A 14,305-nucleotide genomic window follows, 5' to 3' on the forward strand; every position below is an offset into this window, starting at 1 on the left:
CAAGTATCATCGCCTGTTCATATTCCTCAAAGGATTCAGTTGCTTTTGTCAGCCACATCTTCCGTACATACCACTTCCCGTTCTTGTGATATCTAATTACGTGTATCATAACCATCCTTCCTTAAGATTTTTCTAATAAATGTCTGACCTTTTGGAGTGACTTTAGTTGTTAATCTTAGTTTAATCTCACCATGGGCGGTATAATGTGATACAACACATTCAAAATATCCCCGATCCATGTACCTCTGGTACGGCTCATTATTGTGCATAAGGATACTTTTATATCGAAGATACTTAAAAAGTTTCATTTCCCCCATACCCTTTACCTTAAGTACCTGAGCAACCTCATACATATATACAGAGTCTTTACTTCCGGTAATTGCGTCATAGAACTCTATCTTAGGTGCTGATATTTCAAGCTCTTTCCCGGGCTTTTTATTGTTACGCTCTTCCTTAAGGGCAGTAAAGAGCCTTATGCCTAATTCTGGATCGTCTATGATTTTATCTATCATTTTATCAGTGGCATACACACAAGTATTTCTAATAGATGGCAGTACCTCCTCATATATCCATTCCTCAAAATCTATAGAACTCTCCAATCTTGTACTTGATATAAGCCGTAATAAATTACGCTCACTTATATACGTGACAAGTTGGTTATCTCCCGCTATAATGATATTTACCTTTCTTACTCCATCTTGAATGCAATGATCCCGGATAGCTTTTCCGGGGTTCTTATATCCAAGAGCATAACCGGTCTGATCTCCTCTAAAATAAATATCACCATCAACTACAATTGTATCAATGTTATACATGCCATTAGTGTATGTTTTAATATCCATAATTCCTCCTTGAATTAAAAGGGTAGGACTTTTTGTCCCACCCTTTAACACTGACTCTACTTACTACCATTTCTTTATCCATATCTTGTTTTATGGAATTCTCCTTCAACCCACTTTCAATAGCATCAATTACCCAGTCCCTGGTCACGCTTGTACCACTAGTCTGCTGGCAATCCAAGTTCGATATGAGAGTATATTGTTTTGGGTTACTCCAACACACTTTGCCAGTTCCTGGGGGGTATAGTATTTTGTGCTGTGGATGTTTCTGTTTTTCGTTTTTCTTAGCCATGATTACCCTCCAGTAGTCCTTCTGCTTTACTATTAAGTTCATCACTTGTAGTGACTTCGATAATATTTCCTTCAAGCCACTCTTCTAATACCTGTTCATCAAATCTTAACCTACCGAATACCTTCTTATGGGGTATTTGCCTTGTCATCGTTAGCTTATATAGCTTGCTAACGGAAAGTCCCAGCAATTCTGCTGCTTCCTGTGAATTCAATAATCTTCTCATATTATCTCCTGTGTTTTATGAAATCTATAATAGCAGATACTGTTCCAAGCCAATTTGAACCTATAACTTACAGTAATACAACAAGATACAACTCTAGCAAAAAGTTGGAACTAAAGATTTTATTTAGTTTTTTACTTTAATTACAAGACCTGATATAGGGATAAATTACTATATTTCTTGACATTACAATGAATAAAGAAAATCTTTAGTATATAAAAGAAAATTTTATGGAGTTCCTATGGGTAAAAATTTAATTATTCTCTCAAAGATTAATCATGAACAACAAGATTTTATATCTAAACCTCAGCTTAATGGTTGGAGCTATCAAACAGATAATTACTTCAAGCGACTTCCGGACTATTGGAAATTCAGGTCACGATATTGCCTTATAAATAATACTCCTGAAATAACTTCAAAATATGATAACATAATTGTTCTTCAGTACACTACCAATCAATCCATTCCTGGCAATTACAATAAATATCTTAGGAAAGCATATGATAAAATAAGAAATCTAGATGAAGACACATTTAATAAACGGTATGATCTGACAAATACTGAATTCCCTTTTAAATTTTTAGATCAACCTGAAGCAGAGCAATATATAGAGGAACTAAGTATTGATTTTAATAAATTTAAGTATTCTTTTCTTAGTAATATTCCTGATGATGAACTAGAAATTAGCGCAATGTTCAATGATATTTTTAATAAGTATGCCACTTTGGAGAAATCTGGAATGGTGAATGACACACATTTTATTGTGAATAAAGACTATACTAAAGTGTCCATAAGGTATAGCCTGGAGGCAGCAAAATTCGGTACAACTTTCAATTATATAAATGAATATTCCGGCAAAAACAAACTTATCGAAGATGATACTCATGCTAATTTTGCTCATTTACTTAGTTGTAAATCCGTTAACAGTATATCCAGCATTTCTTTACCTGATCTTAGGGAAAAAGCTGATAAGCTTGGCATATTTCCACCCAAAGATGTAACTTACGAGCTTAGGTATTTTATAGCAGCCATTTCTATTTATTATGGTAAAGGAATCCTTGTTACAGGGGAGACTGGAGTAGGAAAAAACTACTTCATTAATATGGTTCTGGATAGCTTGAAAGTAGTTCAAGATAAGATAATAACCATCAATGTGAGTAATGATAGTAACTTATTCGAGACAAATTTCTTTGGCCATAAAAAGGGGACATTCACAGATGCAATGTATGAAAGGGCTGGATATTTAGAAAGCTTCAGAAATGGTTTTATAATCTTAGATGAAGTAGGGGATATCCCTATTGCATCTCAACCAAAATTTCTTCAATTTCTTCAAGATGGAAAATATATAAAACTGGGTACTGATGTGCAAAGTAAATCAAATGCAAAATTTATTTTTGCTACAAACCGTGATCTTAACGAAATGGTTAAAAAGGGTTCTTTCAGGAAAGACTTGTATTATAGAATAAATCAAGAAGAAATTACACTGGAACCTTTTAGTGAATTGGCTTTGAAAACTAGAAACGCAATTATCGATAATTTAGTTGATACTATTAATAAGGAATTGGCTGATAAATCAAATAATAATAATCTAGCCGCACTTTCCCCTACACTATGGGATGATATAGAACTCTCTCCTGAAGCAAAAGAGATTATTTCGACTCTATATTGGCCAGGTAATATTCGTCAATTGAAGCAATCTTTAGAAAATATATTCATCAAGAGCTCTGCAAAAATATTAACTGGGAATGAATTAAATAAATATATTATCCTTAAGAATGAAGAATTGATTATCGATTGTCCTGAGGACAAATTACAACAAGCAAAACTTGAGTATAGGAAGAAAATGAAGGAAATCATTGAAGACGCATTGGAGAAGTATGATACAAAAAAAGAAGCTGCCGAAATGTTAGGATTTAATTCAACTCAAACAATGCTTAACAGGATCAATACACTAAATAAAACTCTTAAGTAAGTCATAATTGCGCATAATCTGGACACTTTTCTGGACAACTTGGGAAATCTAAAAACGTGTAATTTATTGTAATATATAAAGATATGGTGGACATGGCGGGCTCGAATCCCTGACTCTCCGCCATTATATAGCTTTAAGTGTTATTTAGTAACGGTTTACGTGATTAATATTTGTGTAATATTGGCCATGTGACCAAAAAGAGTACACTTTTCTGAAAAGGAGAGAAAAATGAAATTGAAAAGAGCAATTATTACTATAAGCCTCATATTGCTTATATCCCTGGCATTTAGCCAGGATAATCCTTATCCAGAAAACCAGGAAATTAAGCTACGAAACTCAATTGGAAGCACTCTATTCCTCGTGGGTAATTTCGCACCCGGAGATCCACCGAATTTTTATCAATTGAATTACGGATACCGGCTTAACCAGAAAAGCAACATAGTGGTTGAAGCAATCACATGGACTGTTTATGAACCTATAGGTACATATGAATCTTCGGATGAATTTTATCCAGGTAAGCTCAGATCATACGGTATTGGGGTTGGTTATCAGCGATTCTGGTGGAAAAACTCATATACAACGGTTCAGGCAACACCCTTTCTGCTGCAATTTATTGATCCACAAAATGAAGAGATCCAAAAGGGTTTTCAGTTGTATCTTCAACTCCGACTCGGTTACCGTTTAGAATTTTTCAAACAGAACTGGTTCTTGGAGCCTTCTATATCATTCAACTATTGGCCCATTTATACTAATTTTCCCACAGATTTTGAAGAAGTAGAAGACGGCGCACCAAATTATTTCTTATTTGAACCCGGGCTTCATTTCGGGTATCAATTCTAAATAAAACAAAAAGAAGAGGTACAATGAGTTTTTTTAAAAAGAAAATCAAACGCTTCCCTTTGGGAATTTGGATTGCATTGATCGCTTTAGTTTTAATCTTTTTCGCCTGGCTCATGCAGAGTTATTCACTATTAGATTGGGAAGGTGCAATCGAACTAGGCGTTCAGGATGAGAGCTTCAATGGGAATGCAGCTGAACACGCTTTAGCAGATGTAGAAAGAGGAATTGCGATTGCAGATATCATTTGGGTGTTACCACTTACGATTATTGCATTTATTGGTCTTTGGAAGAAAAGGTTTATTGGTTTCGCTGCTGCTTTGATGGTGTTTGCAATTTGTGTTTATTTCCCTCTGTTCTACGTTTTTCGCGATAGCATGAATCCTGAAACTAAATTAGCTGCTATTTTGCTTTGGGCAGTTCCTTCAATTTTAGCAATAATTGGTCTGTGGGCTAATAGAATGTATTTCGAAAGGAGATAGTTAATATGATCAAACCAACAATTATCACTTGGATAATTGCCATCTTTGGAGCAATCACATTTTTACCACTAATGGTTGCTCAACTGCTAATGCTGATCAAGCCACAAGATCATAAAACCAAAGATCTGTTAATCGGAAAGGGTGAAGATTGGCGTGATAGAACACACTTCAAATCTGCATTGGCTTTTGCCTGGGCTGACTGGTTAGTTATTTTACCGCTTTTGATTATTGGTCACTTTGGGGTACTTTCTGGCCAATTGTGGGGTTACACTATCTGGTTTGCTTTGGGTACGATTTCAGTTTATTTCAGTATTGTCTTTTGGGTAATGGAAAAAGAATACACCTATCCATCCTGTGGTCGGTTTGCTTATTACACTTACTTCTGGGGATTTTTTCTTTATTGGGGAATTGCTGCGATCATCCATTCAGGAATTCAAATCTTATAAAATTTTATTATAGAAATCATGACAATAAGCTCATCATTATTGAAATCCATTTTTAACTGTACATAACCAATTATAGTTATGGCCAATTATATGCAATAACCTTGGATCGAGTAATTATTACACAACTTATAGATATTTCGGAACAATCTCTATATTTATCCCCTTAACCAATAACCATACTCCGATTGTTAATTCAAAGGGGAAGTTTGGCATGAAAACAGCTATGGGTACGTCATAACCAAATAGCATGATCAAAGTTCCAAAGAATGCCAGAGGTGCTGCAATAAGCCCCCAGATTGACAGAAATTTTGGCAGATATCCTGATCTGTGGAAAAGATAATAAAAAAGTGTGGCTCCTAAACTAAAGAACAGCATGTGCATAGTATAACCAAATTCCTGGGCTTCATAACATAGATTTGCCAGAGTCTGCAAACTTGCAGGATATCCAGAGGTGACCGATTCTTTACTGAGTTGTAATAAAGCATAAACCGGAATCCTGCTGATTGCCAGAATTGCCGCTTCCACAATGTAAAGTCCCATACCGATCAGAGCAATATCTCTGTTAATGCTTTTCAAAATAGCATACATCAAAACGCCCAGCATGACGATTCCGATGGCTGTGAACATCTCCCCCGTTATGCTACCCAGTAACTGCATTTGATTTTCAGAAATATTACGCATACTTGCGAATGGGCATAGCCCTTCGCAATGTTAGCTGCCGTGCAAGAATTATTACTCCCATATCGCGATCATCCTATGTTTTCATTTTTTTGATACCAGATTGTAAATAACTGGAGTTTTATATTTCCATTTTTCCCAAAGTTCCTTGTCTTTTAGTAGACTTACCATAAAATCCGCAACATTAATTCTGCTTGTTTTGCCGGCATCAAATATTGGACTTCTTAGTGGTGAAGGATAAACTGCATATTCTGATACTTCAATTTCATTTACTAATGTATCAGGTCTTACCGCAATCCATTCAATATGTTTATTACTTATACCTACTGTGTCGATTAAATATCCTAATGCTAATTCATTGTCTCGTTGTGGTGGTAATAAGAATCTCATAATCTTCATTACAAAATTCTCATTTTGTTTAAACTTCTCATTCTGTAATTTATTGATACAAGCTGTAGTATTCATCAATACTATTTTTATGGTTTTGTTTTTGCTAATTTCATTAATATTGTTAACAATTTTTATTAAAGCATCAACTACGAGGGTATATGGTTTTCCAAATATTCCCTTAAATGAAATATTATGTCCCAGACAAGATATTACAGCATCTACTTCATATAAATATTGTTTCAACTTTTGATTATCTATTTCTAATATACTGGCTTTTAGGACCTCTATATGCTCGCTATTTTTTATAGAATCAAATTTTTCTGTATTTCTTGTTAATGCTTTAACATCAATACCTTGTCTTAATAACTGAGTAACAACATTAAAACCTGTAACTCCATTGGCACCTAATACTAAGATTTTCATATAATTTTTTTCCTTTTTATGTTTTATATCGACACTACGATTTACATATTTTCTTGCATGACGGCTAATGTATGCATGACACACCAATTTTTCCAGCTCCTAATAAGTGTTTATCAAAACTAAGTCCACAATCTTAATTAAAAGCTTCATTTGTCAATCTTAGATATATACAAAGAAGTAAAAATTGTTTCTCAAAATACCTAAACTTAATCTTTATAATCTATATTTTTTAAAACCAGAAAACTGTGTGTATTCCCGGACCTTTCAAATACGTGTCACCTATTTCATTCCAGCTGTAACCAAGGTTTAGTTCCAGCCTTTTATAGAAATACCCGAAAAATATAGCGAAGTCGTTATTATAGGCAACTTTTTCCCCTTTCTTGAAGTTATATCCAGTGAGTTTATATTCTAAATCCAGATGTAAGGGTTTACTAAATAATTCAACCTGATATTTGTAATCTATCCCATCATGTTTTGAATCTGTTTCAAAGTGAGTATAGCCAAATCCTGATCGAAAGTTAATGAAATTATTCTGAGCAAAAGTAAATAACAACATGGAGTCAAAACATTTGATATCTTTTTCTTCCTTTCCTAAATTATAATTTAAATATGATGGTTCCAAGGCTAATCTGCAATACCTGAAAGATGTATTTATTTGATAATCGGTAATATCTTCGTCAATATAATGAGTTGAAAAAGATAAATTTGCCATCCATTCTCGTCCAACTTCATCCAAAAATCCATTACTATCTTCAAAGGGATAGTTTTGATAATAGTATTTATCTGGATAATCCTCTTCAAGTATGGAAGCTGGAATATAATAAGGTGAAGCAAGAATTACTAATGCTAATGCAACAATAAATGCGGCGATGATAAGTCCGCCTTGATCCTCTTCATCGTCTTCATCAAAATCTCTTACTCGCATTATTCTATCTGTGATAATTCTATTTCCCAGATAATACTTTCCAGCAAAATTCTGCTTCCAGTTGGAATATTTATAATTTTCCCCAGTATTAACGGTATTGATATTCTGGCAATATATTAATATGTTTGGAAAAAGTATTAACAAAGATAATAATATCCTGATCAATAATTTATTATTGCTTTTCATCTTACCTCCAATTTAAAAAATATTTTTTCTTCTTATCCGGTTTACAGGTAACAATATAAGATACATCATTGGCATCTATATCATTTCCAGATTATCCTGGCAGAAAAAGTGATTATATGAACAAATATATTCTCAACTTCATCACCATCATAATGAAAATATTGAACTATTAATTTTGCCCCTTTTTATCTATCTGGTATTTCCTTAAACTTAACTAATTCATATTTTACAATAAAAACCTGATCATTTCTGGCAATTGTTTCTTCAATTGATAAAGTAGGATAAAATGTGATAGATTCCTTATCATTCACCAATAGATAAATTGGAGTCAATTCACCTAATTTTAATACTGGATTATCAAATGGCTTACCATGTGAATAACCGTGTTTGAATAAATTCAATTGAGTACTCGCTAACCCTTTCATTTTAAGTGGATCACAAGTATATAAGGTTGATATCTTCACCTTAGTATCTTCCTTTATGATAAATAAAGTGCATCTTTCAAGTTTACAATCGCTTTGTCCAATCGTTGAAATATGCAAGATATCAACCAGCTTACCTTTTTTATATGTTTCAACATAAAATGCAATACCATAACCTGATTCCATATCACACAAAAACCTGTACTCTTCCAATCCTAATTGTTCAAAGGCATCAGCAATCTCTTCATATGATAATGGTGTACTAACGGTTTCCAGAGTAAACTCATTATTCTGAGCATTTAGCAAAGAAGCTGACAGAAATAAAATAATAATAAATAACTTATTAGACATTTACCACCCCCTGTAAATTAAATCTAAACAATAAATATACTTTTATAATAAATAGGCAAGAAAAAAATAGAAATTAATAACATTTAGCCCGATATAAGCGGTTCTGTATTATTTTTATTCTTAATTTATATTCTATAAAATTGCTATGTATGTCATATAAAATAATTCTTTAACTGGCATTTCAGACAAACAAAATCCACACTGTCCACTTTGTCCACTACGTCCATCCCGTCCACTTCGTCCACTCCGTTTACACAAATCCCCATCCAGCAGTCCTCCGGACTAAACGTATTTCGCACCTGACTTGTTACTTTTAAATTTGGTAACAGGTAATATATTTTATTGACTATAATTCCCAGTTCATTACTTCTTACAGCATAAGATATTGATTAACATGATCAGTAATCTGGTTGGGCAATAGCCAGAAATTTGAAGCACTGAATGATGATGAGCTTCAACATTAAAATTCAGGTTAATAGATTGCTATGATCAAAGGATGTTAAATGCTCCCAAAGGTCTCTATCATTATCCCCGTGTATAATGAACCCGGAATCAATGCTGTGATCAGCAATGTGATGGTACAAAATTATCCTGACTATGAAATACTTGTAATTGATGGTGAAGAATCGGGAAGAACCCTTGGGTTAATCGATAACAAGTCTATCAAGAAATATATTTCCCCACCCGGAAGAGCCAATCAGATGAATTTTGGAGCAGAAAAGGCATCTGGTGATATTCTTCTATTTTTGCATGCAGATACTATTTTGCCTGCTGGAGCTTTAGATAAAGTCTCAGGAATAATAACTGCCGGATACAAAGCAGGCAGTTTTAATCTTCAGATAGACAGCAACAATTTTCTCCTGCGAGAGATCATTTCCAGAACCAGTTCCCTAAGAAGCAGGATCACTCGCCTGCCTTATGGAGATCAGGCATTATTTTTCAGGAGCGAATTCTTTAGAATAATTGGTGGTTTCCCTGCCTTGCCATTGATGGAAGATATTGCCATAATGCAGATCATCAGGAGATTACATAAGAAGATATTTATCCTGCGGGATAGAGTGAAGACTTCAGACAGGCGCTGGCAGGATGAAGGCATGTTTTATGTAATGCTGCGTAATCCTATACTTGCGACACTTTTTATACTTGGAGTTCCTCCTGAGAAATTGAGAAAGTATTACCAATAGAAACATTATGAATTATACTATTATTAAGCATATAAATAAATAAGCTTTTAGGAGGGATCATGGGAGCATATTACAAATCAGAAGATCTTAAGAAGTTTGGCAGCATTACAAGGGTCAATAAAGAACTGGGAGAAAAGTTTTTTGAATATTATGGAAAGGCAATGGCTGCTGGTGCGTTAAGTGAACGGGAAAAAGCTCTAATTGCACTTGCAGTGGCTCACGTTTTGCATTGTCCATATTGCATAGATGCCTATACACAGGCCTGTCTGGAAAAAGGTGCAGATGAAGAACAGATGAATGAAGCCGTACACGTGGGAGCCGCAATGTCGGCGGGTGTTGCCCTGGTTCACAGTACCCAGATGATGAATAAGATTGATGAAACTCTGATATAGTATGAATATAGAATCTCAATTAAAATATTTAGAAGAATCTTCAAACGGGTTTGAACAGACACTATCTAAGCATGAAAAATCAGTATTGCCTTTAAAAGCAATCAGCCTTAAAACATTTCAAGTAAATATAGGGCGGAAATGCAATCAGGCCTGTCGTCACTGTCATGTAAATTCATCTCCGGAATCCACTCTTGAAATGACTTTGGATACGGTTGAGATGTGCCTTGATGTGATCAGGAATGTGCCAGAAATTGAAACCCTTGATCTTACGGGTGGAGCACCGGAAATGAATGCCCATTTCTGTTATTTTGTAACGGAAGCCATAAAAGCAGGAAAACATGTAATTGACCGCTGTAACCTTACAATACTGGAAGAACCCGGTTATGAATATCTCTATGAATTTCTGGCAGCCAATCAAGTGGAAATTGTAGCATCATTACCCCACTTTCGGCCATCTGGTACAGATCGTCAGCGCGGAAGTGGTATTTATGACAAATCTATCATTGCGCTTCAGAAACTTAACAAATTGGGTTATGGTAAAACTTTGCCATTAAACCTGGTATATAACCCCACTGGAATTTTTATCAGTTCTTCACAGGAGCAACTTGAAATGGAGTATAAAAAGCATCTTTTTGATACTCATGGGATTGTCTTTAATAAGCTATATTGCATTAACAATGTTCCGATAAATCGTTTCCTTGAGAGCTTGATCAAGATTGATAAATTTGATGAATACATGGAAATTCTGGTAGATTCTTTCAATTTTTGTACCATTGATAATCTGATGTGCCGATATCAGATATCTGTAGGGTATGACGGTAATTTGTATGATTGCGATTTCAACCAGATGCTGGAACTGCAATCTCAACCTATAGGTCATATCAGTAAGTTTGATGCCGCAAGAATTAAGAATCGTAAAATCCGACTTGCAAATCACTGTTTTGCCTGCACAGCAGGATCAGGATCCAGCTGAGGCGGGGAACTAATGGAATAGTTATTCCATTTGTTAACTGCATGATGTTCAAGAATAGGATTATCTTCTTTGTCAAAGCTCCTCAGCACAGCAAAGTAAAAACACGACTGGCTGCAGCTATAGGTCAGGAAAAGGCATTAAATATCTATATACTTTTACTTAAACATTCCTGGAAAGTCCTCAAAAATACCGCCATTGAAATTCTGGTTGCTTATACTCCCCCTGGTAATTTGCCTTTAATGCAGAAATTATTAGGAGCTGATTGTAGTTATTTGCCCCAAAAGGGAGATGACATAGGCTCTCGCATGGCAAATGCATTTCAGCAGGTTTTTGAGAATGTTACAGAGAGATCTTTGCTTATTGGCAGCGATCTTCCTTGTCTTGATGAAGAAACTATAACAAAAGCTTTTGATGCACTTGCAAACCATGAAGTGGTACTGGGACCTTCAAGTGATGGAGGATATTATCTTATCGGGTTTCAAAAAAAGAGTTTTACCAAAAATGTTTTCGATGAAATAGCCTGGAGCTCAAGCCGGGTTTATAATCAAACGGTTTCCCGGATAAAGGAATTGAATTTATCATTATTCGTATTACCGATAATGCATGATATTGATACTTTGGGCGATCTGAAAACCTATATAGGTAGTGAGGGAAATAGCCCCTTGAAAGATTCCATATTAAGCGTTATGGAAGGAGAAAATCTATGAAAAATATATTATTATTGTTACTGCTCGTGTTTACACTTTTCTTAAATGCCCAGCAGGATATCTATGATAAATGGGATGCAATCTTAAAAGATGACGTAATCGCCATCCAGAGGCAGGGTATACAATTTAATGCAATTGATTATGAGCGTGTGCAGAATGATCCTAATTTTCAGGAAGTAGTCTCTTTGCTGGGAACATTTGATCCTGCATTATTACCAGATAAAAATTCACGTTTGGCTTTTTGGGTAAATGCCTATAACATCGCCGCAGTGAAGATGATCATTGATCATGATATTTCCGGCAGCATTAAGGATATTGGAAATCTTTTTAAACCCGTCTGGGATTACGAAGCGATACTGATCGGAGAAAAATATTATACTCTTAATGAGATCGAGCATGAAATCCTCCGTCCCATGAAACAGCCACTGATGCATTTTGCCATTGTCTGCGCATCACTTTCCTGCCCTGATCTAATGATCGGTGCTTATTATCCGGAAACAATTATCTCTCAAATGGAGCAGAATACTCGTAAGTTTCTCAGAAATGAGACTAAAGGCATGACAATTGATAGCAAAAATACCGTTTATCTTTCCAAGATATTCAAGTGGTTTGAACCTGATTTCAGTGAAGGTATTTCTGAATTTATTAGTACTTATTCAAAACAGGATATCAGTAGATATAAGATCAAGTATTTGAAATATGACTGGCGGGTTAATTCCCTAAAACCAGGGAGCTAAAAATGAAATATGATTATCACATAATTGTAATTGGTGCTGGAAGTGCAGGTTTAACTATTGCCTCCGGTGCTGCCGGACTTGGCGCAAATGTTGCCTTGCTGGAAAACCATAAAATGGGCGGTGACTGCCTTAATTACGGCTGCGTACCCAGTAAAACTTTCCTGCGCTCAGCACATCTGGCAAAAGATATCTCCAGAGCAGCGGAATTTGCTCTGGATGCCAATCTAAATATTCCTGACCTGAAAGCTGTAATGCGAAGGGTAAAAAAGGTGATTGCCGAAATTGAACCTCATGACTCCCGGGAGCGCTATGAATCACTTGGTGTAAAGGTCTTTATGGGTGAAAGCTCATTGATTGATAATCACACAGTAAAAACAGGTGATAAAACAATTACAGGTAAGAAAATCGTGATCGCCACAGGTTCAAAAGCCCGAATTCCTGATTTACCGGGTTTAAATGAGGTCTCCTATCTCACAAACAAAACGATTTTTGATCTGGAAAAATTGCCCACACACCTTATGATTATTGGTGGTGGTCCCATTGGCCTGGAGTTGGGTCAGGGTTTTAGGCATCTGGGTTCACGAGTTACGATAATTGACCGCAATGAGCACTTATTTCCCAAAGATGATCCCGAAGTGTGGGATGTTATGAAAAAAGTCCTCCAGGATGATGGCGTGGAGCTTCTATTGCAGAGCAAAGTGAATGCTGTATCGCAAAAAGATAAAGAAATTACCATTGAGATCAAGACTTCAAAAGGTATTGAATTTATAAGTGGTGATGCTCTGCTGGTTTCATCCGGCAGGATTCCTGATACGGAAGGTTTAGGTCTTGCCAATATAGGCATCAAAACTGATAAAAGAGGTTACATTATCACAGATAGAAGTATGCGAACCTCCACTAAGAATATTTTTGCTGCAGGTGATGTTACGGGACCTTTTCAGTTCACGCACATGGCAGGCTATCAAGGTGGAAAAGTGGTTCCCAATGCCCTGATGAATCTACGCCAGAAGGCTAATTATAATATTGTTCCCTGGACTACATATACCAAACCTGAAGTTGCTCATGTTGGTTATACTGAGCCCTGGGCAAAGAAGCTTGGTATTTTTAAAGAATCTATTATAAGCCAGCTAAATGAAAATGACCGTGCTAAATCTGAAAATGACAGAGCAGGATTCCTGAAACTCATTCTGGGGAAAAAAGGTAAAATTATCGGCGCAACCCTTGTAAGTGAAAAGGCTGGTGAGATGATCCCGCTGGCAAGTATGGCGATCACAAAAGGTATGAAAGCATCGGCATTTGCCTCCTTGATCTTTTCTTACCCCACGGAAGCGGAAATATTCCAGCGCTTGAGCTTCAATTATCTCAAGAGATCACTAAAACCCTGGATGAAAAACCTGATCAAATCATTATTCCTCTAAGGAGATTATATGTCTAAAATTATATGTTCAATATGTCGTGAAGTACACAACCATGTATCTGACGGAAAATGCCCTCAGCATCCGGAAAGTGAAAAATCATCTTACAACTTTCAAAATAGCGATGGGTATCTGGATAAAGAAACTGAAAAAGTGACCAGAGAAAGATTGACTATGGGACTTGATGGTTTAGTTGGCGGTCTGGAAGCAGTTATAATCAATACTCAGAAGGATAAACAGAAAGCAGCAGTTCAGGAATTCCTGGCTACCACGGGATATAACTATATAAATACATACTCTGATGAAGCCTATATTACCAGCATCCTGAAACTTGAAAATTCTGCTGATATACTTGTGAGAGTGCGAAAAGAAGCTGATAATCCCTTCCGGAAATATAACCTTAATCCCAAATCTGCATTTCTCCCCGATACAAG

General features: G+C 35.7%; 18 protein-coding genes. 11 read left to right on the forward strand and 7 right to left on the reverse strand.

Going from position 1 to position 14,305, the window contains the following annotated elements; all coding sequences use genetic code 11:
* Positions 1-92: 92 nt before the first annotated feature.
* From RAO94_00825 to RAO94_00835, 3 genes are read right to left on the reverse strand one after another with little or no spacing between them, the layout of a single operon-like run.
* Positions 93-842: a phage antirepressor KilAC domain-containing protein gene (locus RAO94_00825; protein ID MDP8320871.1), complete on the reverse strand. Its 750-nt coding sequence runs from the start codon at positions 840-842 to the stop codon at positions 93-95.
* Positions 832-1,131 (reverse strand): hypothetical protein, encoded by a 300-nt coding sequence (locus tag RAO94_00830; GenBank protein MDP8320872.1) that lies wholly within the window; start codon positions 1,129-1,131, stop codon positions 832-834. The genes RAO94_00825 and RAO94_00830 overlap by 11 nt, the downstream gene beginning before the upstream one ends.
* Complete coding sequence (locus RAO94_00835; GenBank protein ID MDP8320873.1) at positions 1,124-1,354, reverse strand: helix-turn-helix domain-containing protein; 231 nt, start codon at positions 1,352-1,354, stop codon at positions 1,124-1,126. Before RAO94_00835 ends, RAO94_00830 begins: the two co-directional genes overlap by 8 nt.
* Before the next feature lie 238 nt (positions 1,355-1,592).
* Between RAO94_00835 and RAO94_00840 the strand changes: the two genes are divergently transcribed.
* The 4 genes from RAO94_00840 (at position 1,593) to RAO94_00855 (ending at position 5,088) form a co-directional block, all read left to right on the forward strand.
* Positions 1,593-3,323: a sigma 54-interacting transcriptional regulator gene (locus RAO94_00840; GenBank protein MDP8320874.1), complete on the forward strand. Its 1,731-nt coding sequence runs from the start codon at positions 1,593-1,595 to the stop codon at positions 3,321-3,323.
* Between the two features lie 228 nt (positions 3,324-3,551).
* Positions 3,552-4,163, forward strand: a complete 612-nt coding sequence (locus RAO94_00845; GenBank protein ID MDP8320875.1) for a hypothetical protein — start codon at positions 3,552-3,554, stop codon at positions 4,161-4,163.
* 23 nt (positions 4,164-4,186) lie between these two features.
* The gene (locus RAO94_00850; GenBank protein ID MDP8320876.1) at positions 4,187-4,642 is read left to right on the forward strand and encodes a hypothetical protein; all 456 of its coding nucleotides are present in this window, start codon (positions 4,187-4,189) and stop codon (positions 4,640-4,642) included.
* Between the two features lie 5 nt (positions 4,643-4,647).
* Positions 4,648-5,088 (forward strand): hypothetical protein, encoded by a 441-nt coding sequence (locus tag RAO94_00855; protein MDP8320877.1) that lies wholly within the window; start codon positions 4,648-4,650, stop codon positions 5,086-5,088.
* A gap of 126 nt (positions 5,089-5,214) precedes the next feature.
* Here the strand turns inward: RAO94_00855 and RAO94_00860 are convergent, their stop codons facing one another.
* The 4 genes from RAO94_00860 to RAO94_00875 form a co-directional block, all read right to left on the reverse strand.
* On the reverse strand, positions 5,215-5,769 hold the full coding sequence (locus RAO94_00860) for a DUF4386 domain-containing protein (GenBank protein MDP8320878.1): 555 nt from the start codon (positions 5,767-5,769) through the stop codon (positions 5,215-5,217).
* 81 nt (positions 5,770-5,850) lie between these two features.
* A complete protein-coding gene (locus RAO94_00865; protein MDP8320879.1) occupies positions 5,851-6,579 on the reverse strand; it encodes an SDR family oxidoreductase in 729 nt (242 codons plus the stop codon).
* Positions 6,580-6,808: 229 nt separating this feature from the next.
* A complete protein-coding gene (locus RAO94_00870; protein MDP8320880.1) occupies positions 6,809-7,690 on the reverse strand; it encodes a hypothetical protein in 882 nt (293 codons plus the stop codon).
* Between the two features lie 185 nt (positions 7,691-7,875).
* Positions 7,876-8,463 carry a hypothetical protein gene (locus RAO94_00875; GenBank protein MDP8320881.1) on the reverse strand — a complete coding sequence of 196 codons (588 nt, stop codon included), beginning with the start codon at positions 8,461-8,463 and terminating at the stop codon, positions 7,876-7,878.
* 503 nt (positions 8,464-8,966) lie between these two features.
* On the opposite strand from RAO94_00875, the gene RAO94_00880 reads away from it, so the two are divergent.
* The 7 genes from RAO94_00880 to RAO94_00910 all read left to right on the forward strand — a co-directional run.
* Positions 8,967-9,647, forward strand: a complete 681-nt coding sequence (locus RAO94_00880) for a TIGR04283 family arsenosugar biosynthesis glycosyltransferase (protein MDP8320882.1) — start codon at positions 8,967-8,969, stop codon at positions 9,645-9,647.
* Positions 9,648-9,706: 59 nt separating this feature from the next.
* Positions 9,707-10,039 carry an arsenosugar biosynthesis-associated peroxidase-like protein gene (locus RAO94_00885; protein MDP8320883.1) on the forward strand — a complete coding sequence of 111 codons (333 nt, stop codon included), beginning with the start codon at positions 9,707-9,709 and terminating at the stop codon, positions 10,037-10,039.
* Between the two features lies 1 nt (position 10,040).
* The gene (gene arsS, locus RAO94_00890; protein ID MDP8320884.1) at positions 10,041-11,012 is read left to right on the forward strand and encodes an arsenosugar biosynthesis radical SAM protein ArsS; all 972 of its coding nucleotides are present in this window, start codon (positions 10,041-10,043) and stop codon (positions 11,010-11,012) included.
* 41 nt (positions 11,013-11,053) lie between these two features.
* Positions 11,054-11,719, forward strand: a complete 666-nt coding sequence (locus RAO94_00895) for a TIGR04282 family arsenosugar biosynthesis glycosyltransferase (protein ID MDP8320885.1) — start codon at positions 11,054-11,056, stop codon at positions 11,717-11,719.
* Entirely contained in the window at positions 11,716-12,456 is a 741-nt protein-coding gene (locus tag RAO94_00900; protein ID MDP8320886.1) for a DUF547 domain-containing protein, read from the forward strand. The genes RAO94_00895 and RAO94_00900 overlap by 4 nt, the downstream gene beginning before the upstream one ends.
* 2 nt (positions 12,457-12,458) lie before the next feature.
* Entirely contained in the window at positions 12,459-13,874 is a 1,416-nt protein-coding gene (locus RAO94_00905; protein ID MDP8320887.1) for an FAD-dependent oxidoreductase, read from the forward strand.
* 9 nt (positions 13,875-13,883) lie between these two features.
* Positions 13,884-14,305: hypothetical protein (locus RAO94_00910; GenBank protein ID MDP8320888.1), on the forward strand; the 422-nt coding region annotated here is incomplete at its 3' end.

The sequence above is a fragment of the Candidatus Stygibacter australis genome, from assembly GCA_030765845.1.
In the GTDB taxonomy this organism is placed as follows: domain Bacteria; phylum Cloacimonadota; class Cloacimonadia; order Cloacimonadales; family TCS61; genus Stygibacter; species Stygibacter australis.

Bases quoted from the DNA above. Each gene is read 5' to 3' on its own strand.
- RAO94_00825 (MDP8320871.1), bottom strand. From the start codon at position 842: ATGGATATTAAAACATACACTAATGGCATGTATAACATTGATACAATT.
- RAO94_00830 (MDP8320872.1), bottom strand. From the start codon at position 1,131: ATGGCTAAGAAAAACGAAAAACAGAAACATCCACAGCACAAAATACTA.
- RAO94_00835 (MDP8320873.1), bottom strand. From the start codon at position 1,354: ATGAGAAGATTATTGAATTCACAGGAAGCAGCAGAATTGCTGGGACTT.
- RAO94_00840 (MDP8320874.1), top strand. From the start codon at position 1,593: ATGGGTAAAAATTTAATTATTCTCTCAAAGATTAATCATGAACAACAA.
- RAO94_00845 (MDP8320875.1), top strand. From the start codon at position 3,552: ATGAAATTGAAAAGAGCAATTATTACTATAAGCCTCATATTGCTTATA.
- RAO94_00850 (MDP8320876.1), top strand. From the start codon at position 4,187: ATGAGTTTTTTTAAAAAGAAAATCAAACGCTTCCCTTTGGGAATTTGG.
- RAO94_00855 (MDP8320877.1), top strand. From the start codon at position 4,648: ATGATCAAACCAACAATTATCACTTGGATAATTGCCATCTTTGGAGCA.
- RAO94_00860 (MDP8320878.1), bottom strand. From the start codon at position 5,769: ATGCGTAATATTTCTGAAAATCAAATGCAGTTACTGGGTAGCATAACG.
- RAO94_00865 (MDP8320879.1), bottom strand. From the start codon at position 6,579: ATGAAAATCTTAGTATTAGGTGCCAATGGAGTTACAGGTTTTAATGTT.
- RAO94_00870 (MDP8320880.1), bottom strand. From the start codon at position 7,690: ATGAAAAGCAATAATAAATTATTGATCAGGATATTATTATCTTTGTTA.
- RAO94_00875 (MDP8320881.1), bottom strand. From the start codon at position 8,463: ATGTCTAATAAGTTATTTATTATTATTTTATTTCTGTCAGCTTCTTTG.
- RAO94_00880 (MDP8320882.1), top strand. From the start codon at position 8,967: ATGCTCCCAAAGGTCTCTATCATTATCCCCGTGTATAATGAACCCGGA.
- RAO94_00885 (MDP8320883.1), top strand. From the start codon at position 9,707: ATGGGAGCATATTACAAATCAGAAGATCTTAAGAAGTTTGGCAGCATT.
- arsS (MDP8320884.1), top strand. From the start codon at position 10,041: ATGAATATAGAATCTCAATTAAAATATTTAGAAGAATCTTCAAACGGG.
- RAO94_00895 (MDP8320885.1), top strand. From the start codon at position 11,054: ATGATGTTCAAGAATAGGATTATCTTCTTTGTCAAAGCTCCTCAGCAC.
- RAO94_00900 (MDP8320886.1), top strand. From the start codon at position 11,716: ATGAAAAATATATTATTATTGTTACTGCTCGTGTTTACACTTTTCTTA.
- RAO94_00905 (MDP8320887.1), top strand. From the start codon at position 12,459: ATGAAATATGATTATCACATAATTGTAATTGGTGCTGGAAGTGCAGGT.